Here is a 26,330-nt window from a genome sequence, read left to right as displayed (position 1 = left end):
CACCGGAATCGGGGGGCGCGGTGGCATCGACCGTGGGCGGCAGCACACCGGACGGCGCGACGGACAAAGCTCAGGCGGACAAAGCTCAGGCGGACACGGCAGCGGCGGACACGGCTCAGGCCGCGGCCGCGGCCGAGCGGCTGGAGAGCGCCCGGGAGATCCGCGGCGCGGGACCGCCACCCGATCTGGAGCTGCTGGTCCACGGCGTCGGCGGCACCACCCCCCAGGAGATGCTGGGCGACCCGCGCACCGTCCTGGTCACCGGCGACGAGACCGCCGGAGTCCACCGCAGGACCGACGACGCCGACGCCGAGACACGCCCCCGGGAGGACCGTGAGAGCCCGGTCCGTGAGGCGTACGTCTGGTCCAATCTGACCTCCGGCAACAGCTCCCGCGCCCTGTGGCTGCTGTTACTGCCCTTCATGGTCGCCAACCTCGTCCACTGGATGCGCCCCGCCGCCGACCGGAGCGAGCGGACCGTACGCGGCTACGGCCTCCTGGTGCGGCTGGTCGCGCTCAGCCTCACCGTGATGCTGATCGCCGGGGTCTGCGAGGTGGCCCTCGACCTGGTCGCCTGGCAGTGCGGGGGTGCCGACGCCTGCGCCGGCACCAAGTCCTGGCTCGGCTTCACGGCGCCCGGGAACCACGGCTGGTGGAGCCAGCCCGGCCGCAGGCTCGCCCTCGCCGCCGCCTTCCCCACCGCCCTCACCGGGCTGCTGTGGTACCTGTCCAACCGCACCTGGAGCGCCTACGAGTCGCAAGCCCCGCTGGAGCACCCGGTCGACGAGTCCGCCCCCGAGGCGGGCAACCGCCCCGGGCTGTGTCTGCCCGGCTTCTGGTACGGCCGCAGGATCGTCGCCCGGCTGCGCGCCGCGCACACCGCCGCGGGCTTCCTCACCATCGCCGCCGCCCTGACCACCGCCGCCGCCACCCAGGACCGCAGGCCCGGCGGCAGCGGGCTGCTGGACGCCGCGGGCTGGGCGCTGCTGGCCCTGCTGACGGCGGCCGCGGTCGCCGTGGTGTTCGTGGTGTGCCACCGCGGCCGCAGCGAGAGCAAGGTCGACGACACACTGGACCGGATCACCATCACCGCGCTGCCCGGCACCGCGCTCGGGGTGCTCGTGCTCTCCTCGCTGTATGCCGGATGGTCCCGCCCCGGCTGGGTCTCCCACGGAAAGCTGCCGGGCAACCAGACCTTCTGCGTCATCGCGATCGGGCAGGGCCTGCTCATCCTCGCCATCGCAGGCTGCGCCCTCGCCCTCTACCGGGCCGCCCCCGCCGGGCGCACCCCGCTGTACGGGCTCGCCGGACCCGCCGTGGCCACCCTCGCCTGCGGACTCGGCGCCGTCCTGGCCGGAGGCGTCGCCCAGCGGATCGCCGACTGGCTGGACGGCGGCGCCACCCCGGGCATGGGCGGGCGGCCCGAAGTCGCCCCGCCCGTGCTGCTGTCCTGGCTGGCCACGGCCATACCGGTCCTGCTGCTCGCGCTGCTCATCCTGGTCCTGGTCTTCACCGTCCGGGTCTGGCGGGTACGCAAGGGGCTGCTCCCGACGATCATGGACGGTTATCCGGCGGAGCGGCCCGACGGGGTGCGCACCCGCCGGATCGCCGGAACCATCGCCCGCGCCGGGGTCACCGACTCCGCGCCCTGGATCGTCGGCCCGATCGCCCTGTGCACCCTGCTGGCCGGCGGCCTGGCCGTCACCGGAGCCTGGGTCACCGATGAGGTCCCCGGCCGGGCGGCCGACGGCACCCCCGGCCCGGTGGACGCCGCCGCCCAGACCTGCCAGGCGATCGGCTCCTGGATGATGGGGCTGGCCTTCCTGATGCTCGTCACCTGGGCCCGCCGCGCCTACCGCAGCCCCTCGGCCCGCCGCACCATCGGCATCCTGTGGGACGTCGGCACCTTCTGGCCGCGCGCCGCCCACCCCTTCGCGCCCCCCTGCTACGCCGAGCGCGCCGTCCCCGATCTGACCTGGCGGATGGAGACCTGGACCGGCACCTACGGCGGGCGGCTGGTCATCTCCGGCCACTCCCAGGGCAGTGTGCTGGCCGCCGCCGCGGTCTGGCAGCTGGACCCCCGCACCCGCGGCCAGGTCGCGCTGCTCACCTACGGCTCACCGCTGGAGCGGCTGTACGGCCGCTGGTTCCCCGCCTACTTCGGGCCCGCCCAACTGCTCTCGCTCCACGGCGAGGTGCGGTGCTGGCGCAATCTGTGGCGTTACACCGACCCCATCGGCGGGCCCATCCGGCTGCCCGACGGCCCCGGCCCGCAGGTCGACCGCGGTGCCCTGAAGGATCCGCTCGCCTACGGCCGTACCCCCGAACATCCGCTGCCCGCACCGATCCTGGGGCACTCGCAGTACCAGGCCGACCCCCTCTTCGACCGGGAGCGGGCCGGACTGCTGGCCCGGCTCCCGGAACAGAGCTGCTCCTCCCCCGGAGAACGCCGCTCGGAGGAGGACGCCGGTCAGAGCAGCTCCGGCAGATCCTCCGGATAGAGCAGGGTGAGATCGTCGGTGGTCGGGTCCGAGAGCTGGGCGACCCGGCCCGCATGCCGCTCCACCATCGCCTCGAAGGTCTGCCGGGCGGTGCGGCCGTTGCCGAACGCCGGGCCCTTGGGGATCGCCGTGAAGTACTTCAGCAGCCCCTCGGCCGCGCCTTCGCCGATCCGGTACTCATGCTCCTCGGCCTGCTGCTCCACGATCCGCAGCAGCTCCTCGGGGGCGTAGTCGCCGAAGGTGATGGTGCGGGAGAACCGGGACGCCACACCGGGGTTGACGGACAGGAAGCGCTCCATCTCCACGGTGTACCCGGCGACGATCACCACCACCGCCTCGCGGTGGTCCTCCATCAGCTTCACCAGGGTGTCTATGGCCTCCCGGCCGAAGTCCCGCCCGGAGTCCTCGGGGGAGAGGGCGTACGCCTCGTCGATGAACAGCACCCCGCCGCGCGCCCGGTCGAACGCCTCCTGGGTGCGGATCGCCGTCGAGCCGATGTGCTCACCGACCAGATCCACCCGGGAGACCTCCACCAGATGGCCGCGCTCCAGGACCCCGAGCGAGGCCAGGATCTCGCCGTAGAGCCGGGCGACCGTGGTCTTGCCGGTGCCGGGGGAGCCGGTGAAGACCAGATGGCGGCGGACGGAGGCGGCCTTGAGCCCGGCCTGCTGACGGCGCCGTCCGACCTCGATCATGTCGATGAGCGCCCGCACCTCGCGCTTGACGCTCTCCAGCCCCACCAGGGTGTCGAGTTCGCCCAGCACGGCCGTGGACGGGCGGACCTCGACCGGTGGTTCGGCGGCGGGTACGGCGGTCTGGGTGGGGCGCGGCGCGGGAACGCCCCCCAGCAGCCCGGCCGTGGAGGTGACGGTCTCCCGCGCGGGCGCGGTGGCCGGGGGCAGCGCCAGGGCGGCCGGGGCGGAGGGGAGCGCCTTGGTCGCGCTCTCGTCGCTGGTGCAGTCCTCGACGACCGGGCCCTCCTCGGAGAACTCGAAACCGCCGCGGGTACACCGCTCGGTGCGGCACCGGGTCAGGGTGGTGCGGCAGCCGTCGATGATGTGGAAGCCGTAGCCGCCGCTGCCCGTCACCCGGCAGCCGTTGAACGTGCCCCGGCCCTGGGCGGAGACGTAGAACCCGGCCTCGGTCGGCCCGGAGACGGTGGTGCGCTCCACGGTCGGATCGGCGCCCTTGGTGACGATCACCCCGGTCGAGGCGCCGTCGATGGTGCAGTTGGCGAGGGTGCCGCCGCTGCCGTGGTCGCGGAACCACGCGCCCGTGGCCGCCTCCCGGATCCGGCAGTCGTCCAGCTGGGCGGTGGCGCCGTCGCTCACCGACACCGCCGTGTTCCGCACCTGGGACAGATCGCTGTCCACGACGTCCACCCGGGAGCCGCGGTCCAGGACGAACAGCGCGTCCGGAACGTCGCGCAGCCGGCACGAGTCGAGTACGGCGGTGGCGCCGTCGCTCACCCACACCGCCGGATAGTCACCGGTGCTGTCGTGGAGCTCGCACTGGTTGGCGTCCACCCGGGTGCCCGGGTCCCACACCGAGAGGCCGTTGCGCCCGAACCGGCGCACCGTGGAGCGGGTGAGGGTGAGCACCGAACGCGACCGCAGGTCGACCGCGTTCTCCGGGATGTCATGGATCTCGCAGTCGGCGAGGGTCAGCACCGCGTCGGTGTCCAGGTTCACCCCGTCGGAGGTGGTGCGGTGCACCCGGCAGTCGGTGAGATGACCGGTCGCGCGCGAGGAGACCTGCACCCCAGCGCCCCGGATCTCGTACACCTCGCAGCCGACGGCCTCCAGTGAACTGCCCTCACCGGTCAGGGAGAGCCCGGCGCCCGAGGCGTGGTGGATCCGGCAGCGGTCCAGCCGGGGACGGCCGCCACCGCGCACCGCCACCCCGGACTGCCCGGCCGCCACCACCTCGCACTCCTCGAACACCCCGCCCGAGCCGTCCAGCACACTGACGCCGATGCCCGCGGGGTTGTCGACGGTGCAGCGGCGCACCGTGGGCCGGGCGCCGCCGCGTACCTCGATGCCGACCGCCGAGCGGGTCGCCACCCGCAGATCCATCAGCTCAGGAGTGCCGTCCTCGACCAGCAGCGCGGGGGCGGCGGCGTCCTGGCCCTCCACACACAGGTCCTGGACCACCGCGGAGGCCCCGATCGTCAGCGCGACGCCGTCGGCCGGGGCGATCCGCACCGATCCGCGCGAGGAGCCTTCGGGCCCGCGCAGCGTGACGGCCCGGCCCACCACCAGATTCTCGCGGTAGGTGCCGGGCGAGATGGAGAGCACATCGCCGTCGGCCGCGGCCTCCAGGGCCGCGGTGAGGGAGGCGTACTCTCCGGTGCGGCGCCGCCACCGCGACGTTCCGCTGTGTGTCACCTGGACGACCGAGCCCTGTGCCATGGTGCTGTTGTGCCCCCACCTCGTGGTCAAGCCGGATGTGCGCGACTCGCGACTGTGGCGCTGCGCATGTGAATGCCCCACCGTAGCGTGCGTGGAGCGCGATGAGTTGACCTCCCCATGAGGCCCGCGTGGACTTGGCGTCGGGATGACACATCGTCTACGCGCGGCACACGGCGACGCCGGGGGCGCGCGTAGGCCCTGTCCTGCCGATCTTCGCGGGCCCGCGACGCCTGGCACCGCGCCTCGCCGCGTTGTCGGGATCTTCCGAGTACGCCCAGTACGGGGACGACCCTCCTGCGATCCTCCCCCAGCTACCGCTGGGAGGGGCCCCTCACCAGACGCCGCGGGCTGATCCACGAAGATCGACAGGACAGGACCTAGCTGTCCGCGTCGGCCCGGCCCCAGTCCTGTCCGGCCCGAGCCCAGGCGGTGTCCCACTCCGCGTAACGCCGCCGCATCAGCCGCCATACGACCAGCCGCCGGGTGCCGTCCACCAGGCCGACGGTGACCGCGGCGGCGCCGATTCCGGCCAGCACCGCATGGGTGGCGGCGGTGGCCGTGTCCAGCGGGCGGCCGCGCGGACGGCCGTGCTCATCGGTCCACAGATGGAACCGCTCACCGGGGTCGGCACCGGGGTGGGTGCCCAGCGGGCCCCGGTGCCTGCTGCCGTCCGGGCCGGTCCACCGGGCGACGACGCGGCGGTGGGCGTCCCGCGCGGAGGAGGTCTCGGGGTCGGAGTCCACGGGGGGATGGGGGAGCACCTTGACGACGGTGGCCAGTATCAGATACCGCTGGGCGCGCTGCTCCCGCGCGGCCTTCACCAGGGCGTCATGGGCGATGGAGCCCGCCACGACACCCACGGTGGGGGCGACGGTCAGCATCAGCAGGACGGCGATCAGCGCGGCGGTGGCCTCCATGAGGTCGGTGGAACGGCGCAGCGGATTGTGGCGCCAGCGCCAGAGTCCCCGGATCATCCTCATAGGTCACACCCCCCTTCCCCGTCCGTAAATACCGTATGCCGGGCGGGATATGCGCGCATTCAGTGAAGAGAGAGCAATATCACGGGCTCATGGCTTCCGCTCCACCGGCGGGCCGTCGAGGGGCAGCGGAACCTGCCAGATCAGCCGGGTGCCGCCCGCCTCGGGGGCCTCGATCCGCAGGGTGCCGCCGAGCAGTTCGGCCCGGGAGCGCATATTGACCAGTCCGCCGCGGGGGGTGGCACCGCCCAGACCCACTCCGTTGTCGGTGATCATCAGGGTGATCCCGGTGTCGGTGCCAGTGTCTACGGTGAGCCGTACGTCCACCCGCTGGGCGTGGGAGTGCCGGACGGTGTTGCTCAGCGCCTCGGCCAGGACCGCGAGTAACTGGTCGCCGTGGTCGTCCGGCACATCGGTGTCGACCGGGCCGTCCATCAGCAGCGACGGCGCGAACCCCAGCGCGTCCGAGGCCGACCGGACGGCCTTGACCAGCCGCCGCCGCAGGGTGGCCGGTTCGCCGTTCTCGCTCCCGACCGTACGTAAGGCGAAGATCGTGGAGCGGATGATCTTGATGGTCTCGTCCAGGTCGTCCACCGCCCGGCCCACCCGCTCCGCCGCCTCCGGACGCTCGATCAGCCGGCCCGCGCTCTGGAGCGTGAGCCCGGTCGCGAACAGCCGCTGAATGGCCAGGTCATGGAGGTCACGGGCGATCCGGTCGCGGTCCTGGAGCAGCGCCATGTGCTCGGACTCCGCACGGTGCCGGGCCAGTTCGAGGGCGAGGGCCGCCTGCGCGGCGAACCCGGACAGCAGCTCGACCTCGTTGTCGTCGAAGGGCGGCCGCCCGGCCAGCCGGCACAGCCGCAGCGCGCCGGAGGAGCGCTCGTTCGCCACCAGCGGGACGGCCACCAACGGGCCGAACTCGCTCTCCTGGTCGGGCAGCGGCCAGGCCCGCGCCCGCGCGTCCACCCGGACGTCGGTGGCGACCGCCGGACGGCCGGTGCGCGCCGCGAGCCCGGCCAGCGAACCGTCGGCCGGGACCACAAGGCCCCCGACGCGCTCCGCGTCATGACCCTCGGCCACCTCCACCATCAGGCTGTCGGTCCCCGCGACGGGGAGCAGTACGGCCGCCGAGTCGGCCAGTGCCACCTGGAGGGCGAGCCGGGCGATCAGGCTCAGCACCTGGTTGGCCGGGGTGCCCGCCAGCAGCGTACGGGTTATCACCCCCAGCGCCTCGAGCCACTGTTCGCGCCGTCTGCTCTCGTGGTACAGCCGGGCGTTGTCGATGGCGACCCCGGCGGCCACCGACAGAGTGGTCAGCACCGCCTCGTCATCGGGGTCGAACTGGGCGCCGCCGCGCTTCTCGGTCAGATACAGATTGCCGAACACCTCGTCGCGGACGCGGATCGGCACCCCCAGGAACGAGCGCATCGGCGGATGGTGCTCGGGGAAGCCGTGGCTCGCCGGATGCTCCGACAGATCGGTCAGCCGCAGTGGCTGCGGATGGCGGATCAGCTCGCCGAGCAGACCGTGGCCGCTGGGTAACGGGCCGATCCGGTGGACCAGTTCCTCGGATATGCCCACCGGCAGGAACTGGGAGAGCCGGTGCCGGTCGACCACGCCCAGCGCGCCGTACTCGGCGTCGGCCAGTACCACGGCGGACTCCACGATCCGCCGCAGCACCTGCTCAAGGTCCAGTTCGCGGCCGACGCTGAGCACCGCCTCCAGCAGGCTGTGCATCCGCCCCTGGGTGGCCCGGGCGGCGTCCAGCCGCGCCTGGAGCTCGTCGAGGAGCTGATCGAGACGGAGTTGGGGCAGTGCCGGACGGCGCCCGTGATCCGCAGTGCCCGACACTTGGCCTCCATACCCCCATGAGCCGCTCACCAGCAGGATATCGGCGCCCGGTGCGGCTTCGGGCGGCGATCGGCGGAACTCGGCCACGGGGCCGGATGCGTGCCCCGGACACCTCGGGGCGCCGGGTGTCCGCGCGGCCCGCGCAGCGCGCGGGGCACGAGCACCTGGCACCGGGGCCCGCTGACGGACTGTCAGCTCCATGGATCGGGTGGTCAGCTCTGCGGAACCACCGCCACCGGGCAGTGTGCATGATGCAGTACGGCGTGGTTGACCGGACCGAGCTGCAACCCGAAGTGCCCCTGCCGCCGCCGGGCGCCCATGACCAGCAGATCGGCGCGGGCCGAAGCGTCCAGCAGCGCCTTGCGCGCCGGGGCCTCCACCGCGCGGTGGGTCACCGGCACCGGGAGCCGCGCGGCCGCGCCGCCCAGCGCCTCGGCCAGCAGACCGGTGGCGTGCCGGGCATGGTCCGCGCGCCCGTCGTGGCCGGCCCGCGCCGTATCGCGCTCCCGGCGCACGCCCTGGCCCTCGCGCTCCCCGTCGCGACCCGCGCGGTGTTCCGCGCTGCGCGCCGCGCGTGGGCCATGGTCGTCGGGGCCCGTGCAGCGCCAGGCGTGCACCGCCTCAAGCGCTCCGCCGCGCAGCCGCGCCTCGCGCAGTGCGAAGGCGACGGCGGGGGAGTGCGGCAGTACGCGTCCGGGCGTGCTCGGGGGCTCACGCTCGGCGATTCCCACCGCCACCCGGCGCACCGCGCCCCGTACGCTCTCCGCCCGGCCGCGCACCACGACCACCGGGCAGTGTGCGCGCGCCGCGATGCCCAGCCCCACCGAGCCCAGCAGCAGCGACGCCAACTCACCGCGTCCGCGCCATCCGACGACCATCGCCTCCGCGCTCTGCCCGGCCCGCAGCAGCGCGGTGACCGGGTCGTCGGTCACCAGGTCGGTCATCACCTTCAGCTCCGGTGCCCGGCGCCCGGCCCGCTCGGCCGCCGTGGCCAGCACCGTCTCACCGCGGAGCCGCTCGGCGGGCCGGTCGGCGGCCGACGCGGGCAGACAGCCCTCGTACCGCTCCCACAGCGAAGCGTGGACGATACGCAGCGGGGCCCCCCGCAGCGCGGCCATCCCGGCCGCCCAGTCCAACGCGCCGGAGGCGCTGTCCGAACCGTCGACCCCGACGACCACGGGAAGTTCCACCCGTGCCCACCGCCTCTCATGTCAGCACATGGATGAGTTCTTTCCCTCTTGTCCCTGGATAACGCGGGTAGCGGCGAAAAGCGTGCGAGCCCGGCCGCGGCGGTGCGGCGGAGGGGCCGGGTCCGCCCCAGCCGGGCTATCGCAGCCTCATCGCGAGGGTCACCACGGCGCCCACGGCCCCCGCGCTGACCGCGAGCCGGTCGGTGACCAGCCGGGTCAGCCACAGCCCGCGGCCGCTGGTCGCGCCGTCCAGTCCCGGGAGGATCTGCGGGATGACGTCCTCGGAGAAGCCTGGGCCGGAGTCGGAGATCCGGCACTCCAGCTCATCGCCCACCCGCCGCAGCAGCAGCGATCCGGTGCCGCCCGCGTGCTCGATGGCGTTGCTGGCGATCTCGTCGACGGCCAGGACGAAGTCTCCGCGCCGGGCCTCGCACAGCCCGGCCCAGGCCGCGCACTCCTCGACCTGCACCCGCAGCCGGGGCAGCTCGCCGGCGGTGAAACGGCGCTTCAGCAGGTGGTCTCCCGCTCGGTTGGCGGACCGACGACGAGGGTCGGCTAGCACCAGTGCCTCCCGTTTTGACGAGGACGAGCGACATCACAGGGTCGGTGAAGCAGCCGAGGGTAGGGCCGATGGGCCGCCCACACCGTCGCCGATCAAAAATGACGTGTCCTATCGGAAACCTGACCGGAAATGGGTATAGGTGAGTCGAAAGCCGTTCACCGGCATACCGATCTGGATCAGACACCTCGTATACGCACGGTCACCGCCGAGGCGCGAGGCGGAAGCGGAGACGGCAGGGTGAGGTCATGATGGGACTTCTCAGCGCGCTGAAGGCCGAGCACCGCGAGCGCGTCATGGCGCTCGCCCACGATGTGTCCTTCCCCTCGGGCGGCCGCATCTTCGAGGAGGGCCGCAAGGCCGACCGCTTCTGGATCATCCGCACCGGCGCGGTCACCCTCGATCTGCATGTCCCCGGACGTCGCGCCGCGGTGATCGAGACCCTCGGCCCCGGGGAGCTCATCGGCTGGTCATGGCTGTTCCCCCCGGACACCTGGCATCTGGGGGCGGAGGCGCTGAGCCCGGTGCGGGCACATGAGTTCGACGCGGAGGCGGTGCGCCGGCTGTGCGACGAGGACCCCGAGCTCGGCTACGCCCTCGCGCTGGCCTGCGCCCAGGTGATCGGCCGCCGGTTGCAGAGCGCCCGGACCCGGCTGCTGGACCTGTACGGACCGTACGCCGGGGGGACCCTGGGGTCTCTTTGACGACGGGCCACGGCAGCCGGAACCCCCGCCGGGCCCCCGGGCCGGGGCGTGCGAAGCTGATCACATGAGCATCCGTCACCTTCTGCGCCACGGGGTTCCCCTGCTGGCCGCGGCCCTGACCCTGTCCGCCTGCGGTGGCGGGGGCTCCGGCTCCACACCGTCCGGCTCCGCGGACAGCAGTGGGCTCAGCCGGATCTCCCCGGACGAGCGCAAGCCCCTCCGGCTGTCGGGCAGGACCCTGGAGGACAAACCACTGGACACCGCCGCTTACCGGGGCGAGGTCGTGGTGGTCAACATATGGGCCTCCCAGTGCGGGCCCTGCCGGGCCGAGGCGTCCGGCCTGGCCACGGTGGCGGAGGAGACCAGGGCCAAGGGGGTCCGCTTCGTGGGGATCAACACCCGCGACCCCAGCCGGGAGGCGGCCCGTGCCTTCGAGAAGAAGTACGACGTGCCATATCCCAGCTTCTACGACCGGATGGGCAAGCTGGTGCTCGGCTTCCCCCGGGGCAGCGTCAACCCGCAGGCCGTCCCCACGACGGTCTTCCTCGACCGGAAGGGACGGATCGCGGCCCGGGCGATGCGGCCGCTGGGCGAGGCCGAGCTGCGGAAGGTCATCACCCCGTTGGCGGCGGAGAAGAGGGCCTGAGGGCCGAACGGCCCTTACGCTTCCGCGCGTCAGGCCGTAAAGCTGGGCAGCTGGATCACGACCGGCGCCCCGTGTGCCATGTGAGGAGTGCAGTGCCCGAGACAGCCGACCCCACCGGCCCCGACGGCCCCGCCGCCACAGCCGCCGAGCCCATCGGGGTCTTTCTGCTCGACGACCACGAGGTGGTGCGGCGCGGACTGCGCGACCTCATCGACGCCGAGCCCGATCTGCGGGTGGTCGGCGAGGCGGCGAACGCCCGTGAGGCCATCGCCCGCGCCCCCGCCGTACGCCCCCGGGTCGCCGTGCTCGACGTACGGCTCGGCTCGTCGGGGGACGGCGGTGACCACGAAGGGATCGAGGTCTGCCGGGAGTTGCGGGCCCGGCTGCCCGGCCTCGCCTGTCTGATGCTCACGTCCTTCGACGACGACGAGGCGCTCTTCGACGCCATCATGGCCGGGGCCGCGGGCTATGTGCTCAAGCAGATCAACGGCTCCGACCTGATCTCGGCCGTCCGTACGGTGGCCGACGGCCGGTCCATGCTCGACCCGGGAGCCACCGCGCGGGTGATGGCCCGGCTGCGCGGACCGGAGCCCAGCGGACCCCCCGAGCTGGAACGGCTCTCACCGCGAGAGCGGGAGATCCTCGAGCTCATCGGTGACGGACTGACCAACCGGCAGATTGCCGAACGGCTGTTTCTGGCCGAAAAGACGGTGAAGAACCGGATCTCCTCGATCCTGTCGAAGCTGGGTGTGGGACGGCGGATCCAGGCCGCGGTCATCGCCGAGCGGATGAAGGAGCGCGGCACCGGGCAGTGAGACCCGGGCGGAATCCGGGGAGCCGCGGCGGCGCCGACTGCCGACCCTCGCGTGGGGCGTGAGGCAGGCTCCCCTCCTGCCGCGCGCCCCACGCGAAACGGGGGCGGCCGGTCGATGTCGCTCATCACCGCAGTGGGGTGAGAGCCCGGTCCGTCCCCGCATAGGGGGTGGCTCGTGGAACAGCCTGTCCAGGATCGTCGGGACCGGACCGATCCGGGAGGGGCCGAACGGCCCCCAGAACAGGGGCCGGACGGGGAATGCCCGTCCGGCCCGATCCTTCCCTCGGCCGGGCACCATGGCCCGGCCGCTCACCTCCCGAAGATGTTCAGTAGCCGCCTCCCGGCTGCGGCGGCCGGCCGCCCGGATACTGCTGCTGACGTCCGTACGGGTCGTCATACGGGGACTGCGCGGGGGCCGGACGCGGCGCGGGGCGCTGCATCGCCGGACGCATCGCGTCGTACCCCATCGGCGAGGGCGCCGCCGGGCGCTGGGGCTGCGCGCCCGGATAGCCGCGCGGACCCGCCTGCGGCGGGATGTACGGCGTCGGCGCCTGCTGCAACCCCATGGGCTGCGGCGCGGGCTGCTGGTAGCCGGGCGGTGGGGTGTGCTGCGAAGGACCGGCCGGCAGCGCGGGCAGCGCCGGGGGCAGTGCCGGAAGGTGACTTCCGGTGTCGTACGCGGACGGCACCCTGATGGGCGCGATCTGCGGTGTCCCCCGCTCCGCGACGAGGCTGTCGTAGATGGGGGTGTCCGGGAAGGACGGCGAGGAGTAGTAGCCGCCGCCGTAGGTACTGCGGAGGGAGGTCATAGCCCATAAGTTAAGCCCACGATGTGCTCATTGGGGAGTCCGGTAGGAGGGTTGTTTTCAGTGTTCGGAGGCGCCACGCCGCATCAATCATTGCTAACCCGGGAAAAACGGTCGCCGTGGTGCGTTGAGATCGTGTAAAGAGCGCGTTTTCAGCGGGTTACCCGCGGTCGGACGCCGGTGTCACACGGAAGAGTGGCGCAGGGCAGACTGACTCGCAGCTGTGTGAACAGAAAGGCAGGGGGACGACATGTCGATGCCCAAGGGCGGCAATACACCGGTGCCGGCGGCGTCGGTGCGGATCGAGCTCGGCTGGCGCACCGGCCCGGGTGTACCGGATGTGGACGCCTCGGCGCTGCTGCTGGTCTCCGGAAAGGTCCGCTCCGACGCGGACTTCGTGTTCTACAACCAGGCGACCCACTCCTCGGGCGCTGTCCGCCACGAGGGCAAGCGCACCGCCGGGGACACGGTGACCGACTCCCTCGCGGTCGATCTGTCCAGGGTCGAGCCCGAGATCGAGACCGTGGTGCTCGCGGGCTCCGCCGACGGCGGGAGCTTCGGCCGGGTGCCGGGCCTCAACATCCGGGTCCTCGACGCCTCGGGCGGCGCGGAGATCGCCCGCTTCGACAGCCAGGACGCCACCGTCGAGACGGCCTTCGTCCTCGGCGAGCTCTACCGGAGGCAGGGCGCCTGGAAGTTCCGTGCCGTGGGCCAGGGTTACGGCAGCGGGCTCGCCGGGCTCGCCACCGACTACGGGATCAGCGTCGACGAACCCCAGCAGACGGCCGCCCCGGCCCCTGCCGCGCCTCCGGCTCCCGCCTCGTCCCCGTACGCCGCCCCGGCGCCTTTGGCCCCGCCCGCGTCCCCGTACGCCGCGCCGCCGGTTCCGCCCACGACTCCCGCCCCGCCCGTCGGCGCCTACCCGCCCCCTCCGCCGCCGCCGATGGGCGGCGGTTCCGCGGCCTTCCCGCCGCCCGCGCCCCCGGCGCCGCCCGCCCCGGCCCCCGCGGCCCCCGGAGCGCCGGTGAACCTCAGCAAGGTCACGCTGACCAAGCAGGCCCCGGCCGTCTCGCTCACCAAGCAGGGCGGCACCTCCGGTGCGATGCGGGTCAACCTCAACTGGCAGATCCACAAGCAGTTCAAGGGGTGGGGCGCCAAGCTGGGCAAGGCCATGGCCATGCACAGCGACCTCGACCTCGACCTCGGCTGCCTCTTCGAGCTGTCCGACGGCAGCAAGGGCGTGGTGCAGGCACTCGGCAACTCTTTCGGCTCCCTGCACCAGCCGCCGTTCATCCAACTCGACGCGGACGACCGGACCGGCGCTCGGGCGCAGGGCGAGAACCTCACCATCAACCTCGACCACAAGGACGCGTTCCGCCGCATCCTGGTGTTCGTGACCATCTACGAGGGCGCGCGCAGCTTCGCCAACCTCAACGCCACGGTCACCCTCCAGCCGCAGTTCGGTGCGGCGGTGGACTTCTCGCTCGACGAGTGCACCGTTCCGTCCCCGGTCTGCGCCCTGGCGCTCATCACCAACAACGCCGGCGACCTCGTCGTCCAGCGCGAGGCCCGCTATCTGGTGCCGGAGCGCGGTGTCAGCCCGCAGCGCACCCTGGACTACGCCTACGGATGGGGGATGAACTGGACACCCGGCCGCAAATGAGCTCCCCGCGCGGCCAGTGGGGCCGTCAGGGCGGGGGCGGCGCTCAGGGCGCGGCGCTGGGGCGGGCGTAGGTGCGCCCCTTCCAGGCCGCGCCCCGCCCGCGGTAGTGCCGCAGCGCCGAGTCCACGGTCATCAGCAGATAGAGAAAGGCCGTCAGGGGCAGCAGCGGCGCCAGCCAGAGCGTCTGCCGGTAGTAGCGCAACATCGGGATGTACGTCCCGGCCATCAGCGCCCAGGCCGCCGCGCCCAGCACCAGGGGAACGGCGCTTCCGGTCAGCAGCCCGGCGCACACGGCGGCGGGCGGCGCGAGGTACACCACCGCGAGCCCCGCGACCGTCGCCGCCAGCAGCAGCGGATTGTGGCGCAGCTGGGCGTACGCGCTGCGCGCGACCATCCGCCAGAGGTCGCCAAGACCCGGGTACGGCCGGACACTGTCGACCCGTTCGGCAAGGCCCAGCCAGATCGCGCCGCCGGACCGCTTGACCGCGCGGGCCAGCGCCACGTCGTCGATGACCGCCTGCCGGATGGTCTCCGGGATCCCCGCCCGCTCGGCCGCCTCCCGGCGCAGCAGTACACAGCCGCCCGCGGCCGCCGCGGTGCGCGCCCGGGGCCGGTTGACCCACCGGAAGGGGTACAGCTGGCAGAAGAAGTAGACGAACGCGGGCACGATCAGCCGCTCCCAACCGGTCGCCACCCGCAACCGGGCCATCTGCGAGACCAGGTCGAGACGGGCCGCCGTGGCCGCCCGCACCAGCTTCCGCAGGGAATCCGGCTCATGGGCGATGTCCGCGTCCGTCAGCAGCAGATACTCGGCGGCACCGGCACCGGCACCGGCACCGGCACCGGCTTCCTCGCGCCGCGCGGCGAGCGCCATCCCGTGTCGTACCGCCCACAGCTTGCCGGTCCAGCCCGGCTGGGGTTCGCCGGGGGAGTCGACGGTGAGCGCCAGTCCGCCGCAGGAGTCGGCCAGTTCGCGGGCCAGCTTGCCGGTGCCGTCCGAACTGCCGTCGTCGATCAGGAAGATCTCGGCCCGTCCCGGGTAGTCCTGGGCGAGCAGCGAGGGCAGGCTCACCGGAAGCACGGCGGACTCGTCCCGCGCGGGCACCACCACGGCCACCGAGGGCCAGCAGCCGGGCTCGTCGTCGGCGCCGGACTCCGACGGGCCGGTGCGGGGCAGCCGGACGTCCGTACGCCAGAAGAACCCCTGGCCCAGCAGCAGCCACAGCCAAGCGGCCAGGGCCGCGGCGGCGATCCACGTCAGCTCGCTCACCCGCCGCAGTCTGCCTGAAGCGGCGCCCTGGCGCCGGGCCAACGGGGCCGATCCATTAAAGTGACCGGGTGAAGATCGCGCTCATGGACTCCGGACTCGGCCTGTTGGCCACTGCCGCCGCGGTGCACCGTCTGCGGCCCGACGCCGATCTCGTCCTCTCCTCCGACCCCGACGGCATGCCGTGGGGGCCGCGCACTCCCGAGGACGTCACCGAGCATGCGCTGGCCTGTGCCCGTGCCGCCGCCGCACATGACCCCGATGTGCTGATCGTCGCGTGCAACACCGCCACGGTCCACGCGCTTCCCACGCTGCGCGCCGAGCTGGAGCCCGCGCTGCCGGTCATCGGCACGGTGCCCGCCATCAAGCCCGCCGCCGCCGGGGCCGGCCCGATCGCCATCTGGGCCACGCCCGCCACCACCGGCAGCCCGTACCAGGAGAACCTGATCCGCGAGTTCGCGGCCGGCGTCGAGGTGACCCCGGTGGCCTGCCCGGGCCTCGCGGACGCCGTCCAGTACGCCGACTTCGACGCCATCGACCAGGCGGTGGCCGACGCCGCCGAGCGCACCCCGCGCGATGTGACGACCGTCGTCCTCGGCTGCACCCACTACGAGCTGGTCGCCGACCGTATCCGGACCGCCGTGCAGCAGCCGGACGCCCCCGCCCTCGTCCTGCTCGGATCCGCCGGGCCCGTCGCCGCCCAGGCGCTGCGCCGGATCGGTGCCGATCCGCTGCCGACCGACCGGGACGTTTCGGCGCGCGGCGGGCTCACGGTCATCCACAGCGGTCGCGAGGAGGAGCTGCCGCGGGCCGCGCTGGCGTATGCCGAGGGCACTCTGCTGGCACCCGTCAGCACCGTGCGCGGCTAGGTCCTGTCCTGTCGATCTTCGCGGGCCCGCGAAGATCGACAGGACAGGACCTCATCAAAAACCCGCTTCCACCGGCGGAAACGGTGTGATCTGGTGCCGTGATAGCGGAACGTGAGTACCCTGCCAACTATGAGGCACCACCACCAGCACGGGAAGCGGACCCCGGCCGGGGAGCCGCCCGCGGTCTGGACCGGGCATGCCCACAACCGTGGGCAGTGGGTGCTGGCCGCCGCGGGCGCCGCATGTCTGGCGCTCGGCATCGATCTCGCCGTCGCGTCCCCGTGGGGTTCCGGTATCGCCCCGCTTCTGATGTCGGTCATCGGCTGTGTCGCCGCCGGACTGCTGATGCTCTTCGGCACCATCGCCTTCGTCCATGTGGCGGTCCGGATCGACGCGGAGACCCTGGAGATCCGCTGCGGTCATATGGGGCTGCCGCGCCGCCGCATCCCGCTGAGGGAAGTGGTCGACGTCGATGTCGCCTCCCGGGTCACCCCCTGCCAGTGGGGCGGCTGGGGCTACCGCTGGCGGCCCGAGAAGGGCACGGCGGTGGTGGTGCGGCGCGGTGAGGGCCTGGTGGTCCGCCTCGGCGACGGACGCGTCTTCACGGTCACGGTGGACGACGCGGAGGCCGCGGTGTGGGTGATCCGCCAGCGGCTGCGGCTGATCGCGAAGCCCGCCTCACAGGTCTGACCGGCGCTCCGGCCTGCTACGGAGGCGGCGTCGGCGCATGCTCCGGACGGCTGGCCGTGGCGAGTCCGGCGAGCAGTCCCGCCCCCGCCGTCACCTGCGAAAAGCTCAGCGCGTTGCCCAAGGACGCCTCGACGGCCAGGGCCGTCAGCGTCGCCGCGGCCGTCAGCACGACCGGGGTGGACCGGGGTGAGCGCCACAGTGCGTAGAGCATCCAGCCGAAGGCCGCGCCCAGCAGGGCCACCCCCGGCACCCCCTCGCCGGCCGCCTGCTGCAACGGGGCCGAGTGCGGTGTGGTCCGCGGGTCCGGCGCCTCCATGGCGGTGGGGCTCAGCTCGGTGAAGCGGTCCGGGCCCGCCCCGCGCACCGGGTTCTCCCCGGCGATCCGGGCGGCGTCCTGCCACAGCCGTACCCGGTGCTCGGTCAGCTGCTGCCGCAGCGCGGACGGCAGTCCGCCCGGGACGGCGTTCGCCGCCACCGCCCAGCAGCCCCCGACGGTCACCGCGGCGATGAGCGTGAGTCCCGCCAGGCCCAGCAGCCGCTGCCGCAGCCGGGCGGCGGTGAACGAACACAGCAGTACGGCGGCGCTCGCCACCCCGCCCGCCGTCCCGCCGCCCACCGCGGCCGTGACCGCGATCGCCAGGGCCAGCAGCCACAGAGCGGAGCGCAGGAGGACCGGTCGCGCCGCCCATGCCGCACAGCAGGCCGCACCGGTGGCCAGGGTCCACTGCGCGGCGTCCACGCCCTCATGACCGGGCAGTCCCGCCGGTGTGACACAGGCCAGGCCGAACCCCGCGAGCGCGGCGGCCGTCGCGGCGGCGACCGGCAGCAGCGATCCGGCGATCCGGCCGCAGGCGTATCCGGCGGCCACCGCCAGTACGGCGAGCAGCACCCCCTCGGGGCGGGCCGTCCGTCCCACGGACGCGATGAGTGCCCATACCGCGCAGCCGCCCAGAACCGCCGCGCCCGCGATGTCGGGTGTGCTGCCGCGAGCCGGTCTGTGCTGTCCCTGCACGACCGGTCCCACCACTGATGACGTCATCCGTCGAACCCCCCGTCGCAACGGCACCGCGACCACGGCCGGAGACCGGGTGCGGGCCATGACACCGGGAACGGTAGCGCTTGTACTGAGGTATGTGTATATGGTGCGCGGAAACGATGTGTCAGTAGTGAAACGGACACTCTGTGCGCGGGCGTGACCGCCGGGGCGGGGCCATGGCCCGCCCGATACCCTCACCGCATGGCGATCCCCGACTTCATCCGTGACCTCAGGGCCACCGCGGGCCACCAGCTGCTGTATCTGCCGGGCGTGAGCGCGGTCGTCTTCGACGACGAGGGCCGGGTGCTGCTGGGCCGCCGCGCCGACACCGGCCGCTGGGTGATCATCTGCGGCATCCCCGAGCCCGGTGAACAGCCCGCCGAGGCCGTGGTACGCGAGGTGGAGGAGGAGACCGCGGTCCGCTGTGTGCCCGAGCGGATCATCCTCGTCCGCACCCTGGACCCGGTGACCTACCCCAACGGCGACCAGTGCCAGTTCGTGGATGTCTGCTTCCGCTGCCGGGCCGTGGGCGGCGAGGCGCGGGTGAACGACGACGAGTCGCTGGAGGTCGGCTGGTTCGCGCTCGACGCGCTGCCCGCGATGGAGGACTTCTCGCTGATCCGGATCAAGCAGGCGCTGGGCGACGGACCGACCTGGTTCGAGCCCGTCGGCGCGGAGTGACCGTCCATCACCGGGGACCGAAGTATGTGCCCCGGCCACATCGGTGCGGGCGCGGCCGCCGTCTAGTCTCCCGCTCATGAGCGCCGTCACCCCCTCGGGTCCCACCACTTCCGGCTCCGCCGCCCTCGATCTGACCGGCCGCACCGCACTGGTCACCGGTGCCGCCGGGGGCATCGGCCGGGCGTGCACCCTGCGGCTGGCCGCCGCGGGCGCCACCGTACGCGCCGTCGACCTGGATGCCGAGGGGCTGGCCCGGCTGGTGGCCGCCGGCCCCGCCGGGCCGGGCACCGTCGAGGCATGGGCCCTGGACCTGACCGACCTCGACGCCGCCGAACGGGCCGCCCAGGGCACCGACATCCTCGTCAACAACGCCGGGCTCCAGCTCGTCCGCCCCATCGAGGACTTCCCGCCCGAGGTCTTCTCCCGGGTGCTCACGGTGATGCTGGAGGCCCCGTTCCGGCTGGTGCGGGGTGCGTTGCCGCATATGTACGGACAGGGCTGGGGCCGGATCGTCAACATCTCCTCCGTGCACGGTCTGCGCGCCTCCCCCTACAAGGCGGCCTATGTGGCTGCCAAACACGGACTCGAGGGGCTGTCCAAGGTGGCCGCCCTGGAGGGCGCCGCCCACGGGGTGACCTCCAACTGCGTCAACCCCGGCTATGTGCGCACCCCACTCGTCGAACGGCAGATCGCCGACCAGGCCGAGGCCCACGGGATCTCCCCGGAGCGCGTCATCAGCGAGGTGATGCTCGCCGACGCGGCGGTCAAGCGGCTCGTGGAACCGGAGGAGGTCGCCGAGGCCGTCGCCTATCTGTGCGGTCCGCACACCTCCTTCATCACCGGCGCCTCGCTCACCATGGACGGCGGATGGACCGCCCACTGAACGGAAGCCCACGGAGCGGAGGCCCGCCGAGTGGACGCGCACCGAGCGGAAGCCCACCGAACGGACGCCCGCCCGGAGAGCTCCCCGTCGGCCCGCCGGACCGCCTTTCCGCACGTCCGACGGCTGGCGCCGCCGCACCCGGCGGGAGTATCCCTGGGACCATGGCCGACGATCAGCCGGAGACCCCGTACCTGGAACTGCTGGCGCGCGGCGCGCCCCCCGAGGCGTACGAACGCCCGGGGCTGCGCGCCCGCGCCGAAAAGGCCCCGGCCGGGCGGCTCGCGGCGCTGGACCGCGCCAAGCTGCTCGCCCTTCGCGTCCGCGGTGAGCTGGAGGGACGGCGGCGCCGCGAGGCCGAGCTGTCCGCGCTCTTCGAGACCGCGCACGACCTCGCCGGGCTGCGCGACCTGGACGCCGTACTCCAGGCCATCGTCCAGCGCGCCCGTTCCCTGCTGGGCACCGAGGTGGCCTATCTGACGCTCCACGACCCGACGGCCGGTGACACCTATATGCGGGTCACCGACGGCTCGGTCTCGGCCCGCTTCCAGCAGCTGCGGGTCGGCATGGGGGAGGGGCTCGGCGGGCTGGTGGCCCAGACCGCCCGCCCCTATGTGACCGACAGCTACTTCGACGACCCCCGCTTCCAGCACACCCACACCATCGACGCGGGCGTCCGGGACGAGGGACTGGTCGCCATCCTCGGGGTGCCGCTGCTCCTGGGCAGCGGTGTCATCGGGGTGCTGTTCGCCGCCGACCGCCGGGCCCGGGTCTTCGAACGGGAGCAGATCGCGCTGCTCGCCTCGTTCGCCGCCCACGCGGCCGTGGCGCTCGACACGGCCAACCTGCTTGCCGAGACCCGTACGGCGTTGGCCGAACTGGAGGCCGCCAACGAGATCATCCGGGACCGCAGCGGAGTCATCGAGCGCGCCTCCGACGTCCATGACCGGCTGACCGAACTGGTTCTGCGCGGTGGCGGGGTGCACGATGTCGCCGACGCGGTGGCCGAAGTGCTCAGCGGATCGGTGGAGTTCGTCGACGCCGACCGGGCGCCCGCGGCGGCCGTGGACCGCTCGCGGGCCGACGGCCACGCGGTCCGGCACGGTGAGGACTGGATCGCCGCCGTCTCCGCGGGCGGCGAACTGCTCGGCGCGCTGGTGCTGCACGGCCACCCCGGCCTCGACCCGGTGGACCAGCGCACCCTGGAGCGGGCCGCGATGGTCACCTCGCTGCTCCAGCTCGCCCGGCGCTCCGCGGGCGAGGCCGAACAGCGGGTGCGCGGCGAGCTGCTGGACGACCTCCTCGACACCCCCGACCGCGAGCCACGGCTGCTGCGCGAGCGCGCCGCCCGGCTGCGGGCGGACCTGGACGCGCCCCATGTGGTCCTCGCCGCGGGCCTCGAGCCCGCCACGGCGGGTACGGCCGGTGGGTCCGCCGCGGGTCCGAGTGGGGGCGCGCCCGCCGAGGAGGCCGCCGACCGGCAGCGCCTGTGGTCCGCCGCCTCCCATCTGGCCGCCACCGGGCACGGCCTCGCCGCCGCCCGCGACGGCGGCACCGTGCTGCTGCTGCCGCTGGCCGAGGGCGACACCGCCGACGCCCTGGCCCGGCGGACCGCCCGCCAGCTGGGCACCGCGCTGCGCGCGCCCGTCACCGTCGGTGCCTCCGCTCCGGTCCCCGAGCCCGCCGCCCGGCCCGGCGAGGTCGCCTTCGGCTACGCCGAGGCACGGCGCTGCCTGGCCGCGCTGCGGGTGCTCGGCCGGGCCGGACAGGGCGCGGCCGCCGAGGACTTCGGCTTTCTGGGGCTGCTGCTGGGCGCCACCCGCGACGGGGCGCCGGACGGCGCCCGGGTCCAGGACTTCGTCCACCGCACCATCGGGGCGGTCCTGGACTACGACGCCCGCCGCGGCACTGAGCTGGTGCGCACCTTGGACGCGTACTTCGCGAGCGGGATGAGCCCGGCCCGTACCAAGGACGAGCTCCACGTCCACGTCAACACGGTCGCCCAGCGGCTGGAGCGGGTCGGGCGACTGCTCGGCCCCGACTGGCAGTCGCCGTCCCGCTCCCTGGAGATCCAGCTCGCGCTGCGGCTGCACCGGCTGGCCTCGGCCCGCTGAATGCTGATACGGAGCACGGACATCACGACGCGGGCCCCGGACCGTCCGGGACCCGCGTCCGTACCCGTACGTGACCGGACGCGCGCGTTACGGGACCGAGGCCGAACGGGGCGCGCGCTCCGCCGAGTCCACCGCCCACGCGGCGGCGCGCTGTCCACCAACGCCGCCTGGAAGCTTGTGGATTCGTCTCTCTGTCGATGAATCACCGGTCACCACTTCCGTAACGGTCGGCGGGGACGTCGATGTGTCGCCACGCCGCAGGAAGGCAGGGATCAGCGGTGTATGTGGCGGGACACCACAGTTCGCTGCCGCGGAGTGCCCCCCGGCGGCCATGACACAGGCCCTTCGGTCGGCCGGACGGGCGCTAATGCTCGGTGCGCGCCTGGCGGGCGCGCCGGGGTCTGCCCAGGTGGCTTACGACGGTGGCGAATTGCTCCTCTGTGAGCGCCGGGGCCGGGAGCGGGCCCGCCGTCTCGGGGCGGAGGGCGTCGAGGAGCAGCGCCAGATAGCGACGCCAGGCCGAGGGGGACGCGGCCGCCGCGCCGGGCACCGTGCGGCCCAGCATGACCGTGAGGAAGAGGAAGTCCTCGGCGGTGATGTCGGTCCGGACCGCCCCCTCCTTCTGGGCGCGCCGGAGGAGGACATCGATGGTCTTGCGGTGTTCCGCCCGGAGGCTGTCGAGCGAGGGCACACCCTGGATGGCGGTGGTCATCAGGTCGTTGGTGCCCCGGTCGGTGGCGAGCAGGGTGAAGATACGCTCGAGGTAGGAGACGAGTCCGCCCCAGGCGTCGATGCTCTGCCGGGCCTCCAGCGCGGCCCGCAGAATGTCCTTGAGAGAATCGCCGAAGACGGCTTCGATGAGCTCGGCCCGGCCGGCGAACCGGCGGTAGAGGGTGGCGCTGCCGACTCCGGCACGCCGGGCTATGTCATCGAGCGGTGCGTCCACGCCCTGGTCGGCGTAGATTTCCCGGGCCGCTGCGATCAGCATCTCGCGGTTCCGCTGCGCATCGCGGCGCAACGGAGTCACCTTGTTCACACGGTCGCCCATGAGCGGAAACCCTAACACTAAACGGGGAATTCTCTCCGGTTCATGTTTGAAATCGCGGGACTGGGGAAAAGCCCCCATTTCCCGTGGTCGGAGAGGGATACGGACAGAGGCCGGGCCACGGCAGGGTGCCGCCGCGGCCCGTGAGGAGGCGTCAGCCGGGTTCTCAGCGCGGTATCGGCATCATCGCCAGCGGGCCGGAGGTGAGGCTCATCTGCGGCCGGGGACGGAGTCTGGTGCCGGGCACGGGGCGCAGCCGCCAGCGGCGGGCGACGGTGGCCAGCGCGAGGGTCGCCTCGGTCATGCCGAAGACATCGCCGACGCATTTCCGGCTTCCGGCGCCGAACGGCAGATAGGAGCCGCGCGTCACGTCCTTGGCCCGCTCCGGAAGCCAGCGGTCGGGGTCGAAGGACTCCGGCCGGGGGAACAGCCTGCCGTCGCGGTGCAGCATGTAGGGGCTGATCAGCACATCGGACCCCGGGGGCAGCCGGCGCCCGGCCAGCTCTGCGCTCTCGGTGGTGGTGCGGGTGATGATCCAGGCGGGCGGGAACAGCCGGAGCGCCTCGGTGAACACCCGCTGGGTGTGGGCGAGCCGGGGCACATCGGCGTGACCCGGGGTCCGGTCGCCCACCACCTGATCGACCTCGGTGTGCAGCGCGGCCTCGGCCGCCGGGTTCCGGCCCAGCAGAAACCAGGCCCAGGTCAGGGCGGCGGCGGTGGTCTCGATCCCGGCCAGCAGCAGGGTCAGCACCTGGTCGTGGACCTCGCGTTCCGACAGCCGCTCGCCGGTCTCCTCGTCCCGGGCGGCGAACAGCGCGGAGAGCAGATCGCCGCGGTCGCCGCCGGTGGCGCGGTAGTCGGCGATCAGTTGGTCGATGCGCCGGTGGAGCTGGGTCAGGGCCGTTGCGAAGGCGCGGTTGGCGTGCAGCGGAAGCCGGGAGACCAGTCCGGTGGGGTCGATCGCCCGGTGGTACGCGCCTTGGACGACGGTCCGCAGACAGCGCTGGACCTCGGCCACGGCGTGCGGCGCCATATCGGTGGTGAACAGTGCGCGGGCGGTGACCCGGGCGGTGAGCGTCTGCATCTCCCGGCTGACGTCGACCACATGGCCCGTGGACCACGATCCGGCCACCGCCTCGCACTCGTGCCGCATCACCTCGGCGTAGCCCTCCATCCGGGCGGTGTGGAAGGCGGGTTGCACCAGCTTCCGCTGCCGCCGGTGGTCCGCCCGTCCGGCGGTGATCAGGCCGTTGCCGAGGATCTGCCGGGCTTTGTCCTTCACCGGACCGCCGCTGTCGAAGACGCGTCCATTGAGCAGCACCTGCTGCACCAGCTCGGGATGGCAGGGCAGTTGGACCCGCTGCGGGCCCAGCCGGAGTTCGACCAGGTCACCGTGGGCGGGCAGGGAGGCCAGGAAGCCCAGGGGGCGCCGGGCCAGTTGCAGGGCGTGGCCGATCAGCGGGAGCCCGCCGGGGGCGGTGGCGACCTGCCAGTCGCGGGTGACCGTGCGCTGCGCGGTCCTCATGTGAAGAGTCCTTCCTCTGCTGGGCTCTACTGGATGCGCGAGTTGACGTGGTTCACGGCCGTCCGGTAGCGCTCGCTGCCGGTGGTCCAGATGAAGTTGCCGTACACCAGGTCCAGCAGGATGTCCCGGCTGACCTCATCGAACGCGTGGATGCACCGGATGTCCTCGGTGATGTCGTCCAGCCGGTCCTGGAAGAACTCCTTGAACGCGGCCTCGTCGGAGACGTCGCACAGCCGGAAGCAGTTGGTGATCTGCCCCAGCGAGACCTCGCGGTCGTAGGAGTAGAAGTCGTTGACGACAGCGAGACCCCGGGTGGTCATCCTGGCGGCCAGGCCCGTCTTGGCGTGCTCGGTGAACTCCCGGTGCCGGTAGACGGGATAGGACATCTTCATCCAGAAGTCGACGCCCACATCGGTGACCCGGAAGCGGAAGTACTGCTCCGGGGAGGTCCCGCAGAGCGCCGCCTTAAGCGGCGAGTCACGGAACATGTGGTCACTGGTGACGAAGGCGCGGGCGGCCTCGTACGCGAACCAGGCGTCCTCCTCGTCGTAGTAGCGCTCGCAGATCGCGCGCAGCTGGGGCAGGAACAGCTCGAAGTCGTGCAGGGCGGGATCCATGTCGTCCCAGACGAACGTCACGCAGTTGAGGACGCAGACGGCCTTGAACGCCTCCATGTCCCGTATGTGACGGGCGCTCTGGGACCAGCACACCACGTCCATATACGAGATCCAGCGCTCGTCGGAGACCGTCTTGCCCAGAGGTGCCACGGCCGCGTTGCACGCGGCGATGACCTCGCGCAGCTCGTCGGGGGCCAGGGTCCGGGGGACCGGCCGGTGGCCGATACGGCGGTCGAAGAGCTCGGCGAAATGGCGGGTGCACTCCTGCCGGTACGGGCGCAGGCTGGGCGTGCCGAGGCCGGCGGGCCCGGCCGCGAAGAGGTCGGTGGTCATGAGGTCCTCACCGTGGCCATCCGGGCCAGCCGACGCAGCGCGGTGACCGCGTCCGGGGTGAACGGGGCGGCGTCCAGCGCGTACAGGGCCCGCTGCCTGCGGTCCTCGATCATTTGCTCCACGCTCTCCCGGGCGCCGGTGGCCTCGAAGATCTCCCGGACGATGGCGGCCTGCTTCTCGTCCAGCAGCGGATCGCCGAGCAGTTCGCGCAGTTGGGCGTCCTGGACGGGGTCGGCGGCGCGCAGGGCCAGGGCGGTGAGGGTGGTGTTCTTGCCCGCGCGCAGATCGTCCAGCGGGGACTTGCCGGTGGACTCCGGGGTGCCGAAGACCCCTATCAGGTCGTCCCGGAGCTGGAACGCCTCGCCGAGCGGCAGGGCGTAGCGGGTGAGGGTGTCCATGGCCTCTGGCCCGGCGCCCGCCACGGCGGCGCCGATGTGCAGCGGGCGCTCCACGGTGTAGCCGGCGGTCTTGTAGCGGTTGACGGTGAGGGTTGACTCGACGTCGTCGGTGAGCGCGCCGGTGGCCTGTAGATCGAGGAACTGACCGAACATCACCTCGGTGCGCATGGTGGTGAGCGGTGTCAGCACCGCGGCCAGCTGCACCGGGGTGAGCCCCGCCGTGTGCAGGATCTCGTCCGACCACAGCAGCGCGAGATCGCCGAGCAGCACCGCGCCGCTGACCCCGGAGCGCTCGATGTGCTCCGGGCTCAGATGGGCGGCGCCCAGCCCGGCCAGGGTGCGATGCATCGTCGGACGACCACGGCGGACCGGGCTGTCGTCCATGACATCGTCATGGAGGAGCGCGAAGGCGTGGAACATCTCCAGAGCGGCCGCCACGCGTAACACCGGGCCCGGGTCGCCGCCGCCCCCGAGGGCCCGCCAGCCGGTGACGCACAGCAGCGGCCGAATCCGTTTTCCGCCCGCCAGGAAATCCCCTAGTAGTTCGGCGAGCGAGGGCAGCCGCGGAGGTGCGGGGCTACCGGACTTGGTGGCCAGAAACTCGTCGAGAACGCGCTCTACCGCACCGCGGATGGTGTCGGTATCCAAGAAGTGGGGGGTGAGCGTGGGTGTGGTCATGAGGCTCCTCCACGCCTGAATATGAAATCGGTTGAGTGAGTGCGGGGAAAACAGACATGCGGAAGCCGCGGAATC

22 protein-coding genes are annotated in these 26,330 nt (G+C 72.9%); 10 read left to right on the top strand and 12 right to left on the bottom strand.

Annotation, left to right across the window (positions count from 1 at the left end; translation table 11 throughout):
• The first annotated feature begins 230 nt into the window (after window positions 1–230).
• On the top strand, window positions 231–2,501 hold the full coding sequence (locus AC4BEG_RS04045; protein ID WP_490706975.1) for a hypothetical protein: 2,271 nt from the start codon (window positions 231–233) through the stop codon (window positions 2,499–2,501).
• Here AC4BEG_RS04045 and AC4BEG_RS04040 read toward each other — a convergent pair.
• The 5 genes from AC4BEG_RS04040 to AC4BEG_RS04020 form a co-directional block, all read right to left on the bottom strand.
• Window positions 2,471–4,912, bottom strand: coding sequence for a right-handed parallel beta-helix repeat-containing protein (locus AC4BEG_RS04040; protein WP_490704531.1), 2,442 nt, complete (start codon window positions 4,910–4,912; stop codon window positions 2,471–2,473). The two genes, AC4BEG_RS04045 and AC4BEG_RS04040, sit on opposite strands and share 31 nt — an antisense overlap.
• Window positions 4,913–5,289: 377 nt before the next feature.
• Window positions 5,290–5,892: an Rv1733c family protein gene (locus AC4BEG_RS04035; RefSeq protein WP_490704530.1), complete on the bottom strand. Its 603-nt coding sequence runs from the start codon at window positions 5,890–5,892 to the stop codon at window positions 5,290–5,292.
• An 87-nt stretch (window positions 5,893–5,979) separates the two neighbouring features.
• The gene (locus AC4BEG_RS04030) at window positions 5,980–7,740 is read right to left on the bottom strand and encodes a GAF domain-containing sensor histidine kinase (protein WP_490704529.1); all 1,761 of its coding nucleotides are present in this window, start codon (window positions 7,738–7,740) and stop codon (window positions 5,980–5,982) included.
• 212 nt (window positions 7,741–7,952) lie between these two features.
• Window positions 7,953–8,930: a universal stress protein gene (locus tag AC4BEG_RS04025; protein WP_490704528.1), complete on the bottom strand. Its 978-nt coding sequence runs from the start codon at window positions 8,928–8,930 to the stop codon at window positions 7,953–7,955.
• A 136-nt stretch (window positions 8,931–9,066) separates the two neighbouring features.
• Complete coding sequence (locus AC4BEG_RS04020) at window positions 9,067–9,492, bottom strand: ATP-binding protein (protein ID WP_490704527.1); 426 nt, start codon at window positions 9,490–9,492, stop codon at window positions 9,067–9,069.
• A 245-nt stretch (window positions 9,493–9,737) separates the two neighbouring features.
• Between AC4BEG_RS04020 and AC4BEG_RS04015 the strand changes: the two genes are divergently transcribed.
• The 3 genes from AC4BEG_RS04015 (at window position 9,738) to AC4BEG_RS04005 (ending at window position 11,654) form a co-directional block, all read left to right on the top strand.
• Entirely contained in the window at window positions 9,738–10,193 is a 456-nt protein-coding gene (locus AC4BEG_RS04015) for a cyclic nucleotide-binding domain-containing protein (RefSeq protein ID WP_490704526.1), read from the top strand.
• 64 nt (window positions 10,194–10,257) lie between these two features.
• Window positions 10,258–10,839 carry a TlpA family protein disulfide reductase gene (locus AC4BEG_RS04010; protein ID WP_490704525.1) on the top strand — a complete coding sequence of 194 codons (582 nt, stop codon included), beginning with the start codon at window positions 10,258–10,260 and terminating at the stop codon, window positions 10,837–10,839.
• 92 nt (window positions 10,840–10,931) lie between these two features.
• Window positions 10,932–11,654 carry a response regulator gene (locus AC4BEG_RS04005; protein WP_490704524.1) on the top strand — a complete coding sequence of 241 codons (723 nt, stop codon included), beginning with the start codon at window positions 10,932–10,934 and terminating at the stop codon, window positions 11,652–11,654.
• A 325-nt stretch (window positions 11,655–11,979) separates the two neighbouring features.
• Here AC4BEG_RS04005 and AC4BEG_RS04000 read toward each other — a convergent pair whose 3' ends face one another.
• The gene (locus AC4BEG_RS04000; RefSeq protein ID WP_490704523.1) at window positions 11,980–12,462 is read right to left on the bottom strand and encodes a DUF6643 family protein; all 483 of its coding nucleotides are present in this window, start codon (window positions 12,460–12,462) and stop codon (window positions 11,980–11,982) included.
• 253 nt (window positions 12,463–12,715) lie between these two features.
• On the opposite strand from AC4BEG_RS04000, the gene AC4BEG_RS03995 reads away from it, so the two are divergent.
• Window positions 12,716–14,122 (top strand): TerD family protein, encoded by a 1,407-nt coding sequence (locus AC4BEG_RS03995; protein ID WP_490706974.1) that lies wholly within the window; start codon window positions 12,716–12,718, stop codon window positions 14,120–14,122.
• A gap of 43 nt (window positions 14,123–14,165) precedes the next feature.
• On the opposite strand, the gene AC4BEG_RS03990 is transcribed toward AC4BEG_RS03995, so the two are convergent.
• A complete protein-coding gene (locus AC4BEG_RS03990) occupies window positions 14,166–15,383 on the bottom strand; it encodes a glycosyltransferase (protein ID WP_490706973.1) in 1,218 nt (405 codons plus the stop codon).
• A 77-nt stretch (window positions 15,384–15,460) separates the two neighbouring features.
• On the opposite strand from AC4BEG_RS03990, the gene AC4BEG_RS03985 reads away from it, so the two are divergent.
• Both AC4BEG_RS03985 and AC4BEG_RS03980 read left to right on the top strand, forming a co-directional pair.
• Window positions 15,461–16,258: a glutamate racemase gene (locus tag AC4BEG_RS03985; protein WP_490704522.1), complete on the top strand. Its 798-nt coding sequence runs from the start codon at window positions 15,461–15,463 to the stop codon at window positions 16,256–16,258.
• 129 nt (window positions 16,259–16,387) lie between these two features.
• The gene (locus AC4BEG_RS03980; protein WP_490704521.1) at window positions 16,388–16,948 is read left to right on the top strand and encodes a hypothetical protein; all 561 of its coding nucleotides are present in this window, start codon (window positions 16,388–16,390) and stop codon (window positions 16,946–16,948) included.
• Between the two features lie 16 nt (window positions 16,949–16,964).
• On the opposite strand, the gene AC4BEG_RS03975 is transcribed toward AC4BEG_RS03980, so the two are convergent.
• The gene (locus tag AC4BEG_RS03975) at window positions 16,965–17,987 is read right to left on the bottom strand and encodes an O-antigen ligase family protein (protein WP_490704520.1); all 1,023 of its coding nucleotides are present in this window, start codon (window positions 17,985–17,987) and stop codon (window positions 16,965–16,967) included.
• A gap of 198 nt (window positions 17,988–18,185) precedes the next feature.
• On the opposite strand from AC4BEG_RS03975, the gene AC4BEG_RS03970 reads away from it, so the two are divergent.
• The 3 genes from AC4BEG_RS03970 (at window position 18,186) to AC4BEG_RS03960 (ending at window position 21,659) form a co-directional block, all read left to right on the top strand.
• Entirely contained in the window at window positions 18,186–18,665 is a 480-nt protein-coding gene (locus tag AC4BEG_RS03970; RefSeq protein WP_490704519.1) for an NUDIX hydrolase, read from the top strand.
• Window positions 18,666–18,741: 76 nt separating this feature from the next.
• Entirely contained in the window at window positions 18,742–19,548 is an 807-nt protein-coding gene (locus tag AC4BEG_RS03965) for a 3-hydroxybutyrate dehydrogenase (protein WP_490704518.1), read from the top strand.
• Window positions 19,549–19,709: 161 nt separating this feature from the next.
• Window positions 19,710–21,659: a helix-turn-helix domain-containing protein gene (locus tag AC4BEG_RS03960; protein WP_490704517.1), complete on the top strand. Its 1,950-nt coding sequence runs from the start codon at window positions 19,710–19,712 to the stop codon at window positions 21,657–21,659.
• Window positions 21,660–22,023: 364 nt separating this feature from the next.
• On the opposite strand, the gene AC4BEG_RS03955 is transcribed toward AC4BEG_RS03960, so the two are convergent.
• The 4 genes from AC4BEG_RS03955 to AC4BEG_RS03940 all read right to left on the bottom strand — a co-directional run bounded on the left by AC4BEG_RS03955 (window position 22,024) and on the right by AC4BEG_RS03940 (window position 26,255).
• Window positions 22,024–22,707 (bottom strand): TetR/AcrR family transcriptional regulator, encoded by a 684-nt coding sequence (locus tag AC4BEG_RS03955; RefSeq protein WP_490704516.1) that lies wholly within the window; start codon window positions 22,705–22,707, stop codon window positions 22,024–22,026.
• Between the two features lie 163 nt (window positions 22,708–22,870).
• Window positions 22,871–24,229, bottom strand: coding sequence for a cytochrome P450 (locus AC4BEG_RS03950; RefSeq protein WP_490704515.1), 1,359 nt, complete (start codon window positions 24,227–24,229; stop codon window positions 22,871–22,873).
• Between the two features lie 26 nt (window positions 24,230–24,255).
• Window positions 24,256–25,179, bottom strand: a complete 924-nt coding sequence (locus AC4BEG_RS03945) for a terpene synthase family protein (protein ID WP_490704514.1) — start codon at window positions 25,177–25,179, stop codon at window positions 24,256–24,258.
• The gene (locus AC4BEG_RS03940) at window positions 25,176–26,255 is read right to left on the bottom strand and encodes a polyprenyl synthetase family protein (RefSeq protein WP_490704513.1); all 1,080 of its coding nucleotides are present in this window, start codon (window positions 26,253–26,255) and stop codon (window positions 25,176–25,178) included. Before AC4BEG_RS03940 ends, AC4BEG_RS03945 begins: the two co-directional genes overlap by 4 nt.
• Between the last annotated feature and the right edge of the window lie 75 nt (window positions 26,256–26,330).

This window comes from Streptomyces sp. JLBJ103 (assembly GCF_058215575.1).
Note: the sequence above shows the minus strand (reverse complement) of the source record. Positions and strands in the feature narration are given on the sequence as shown.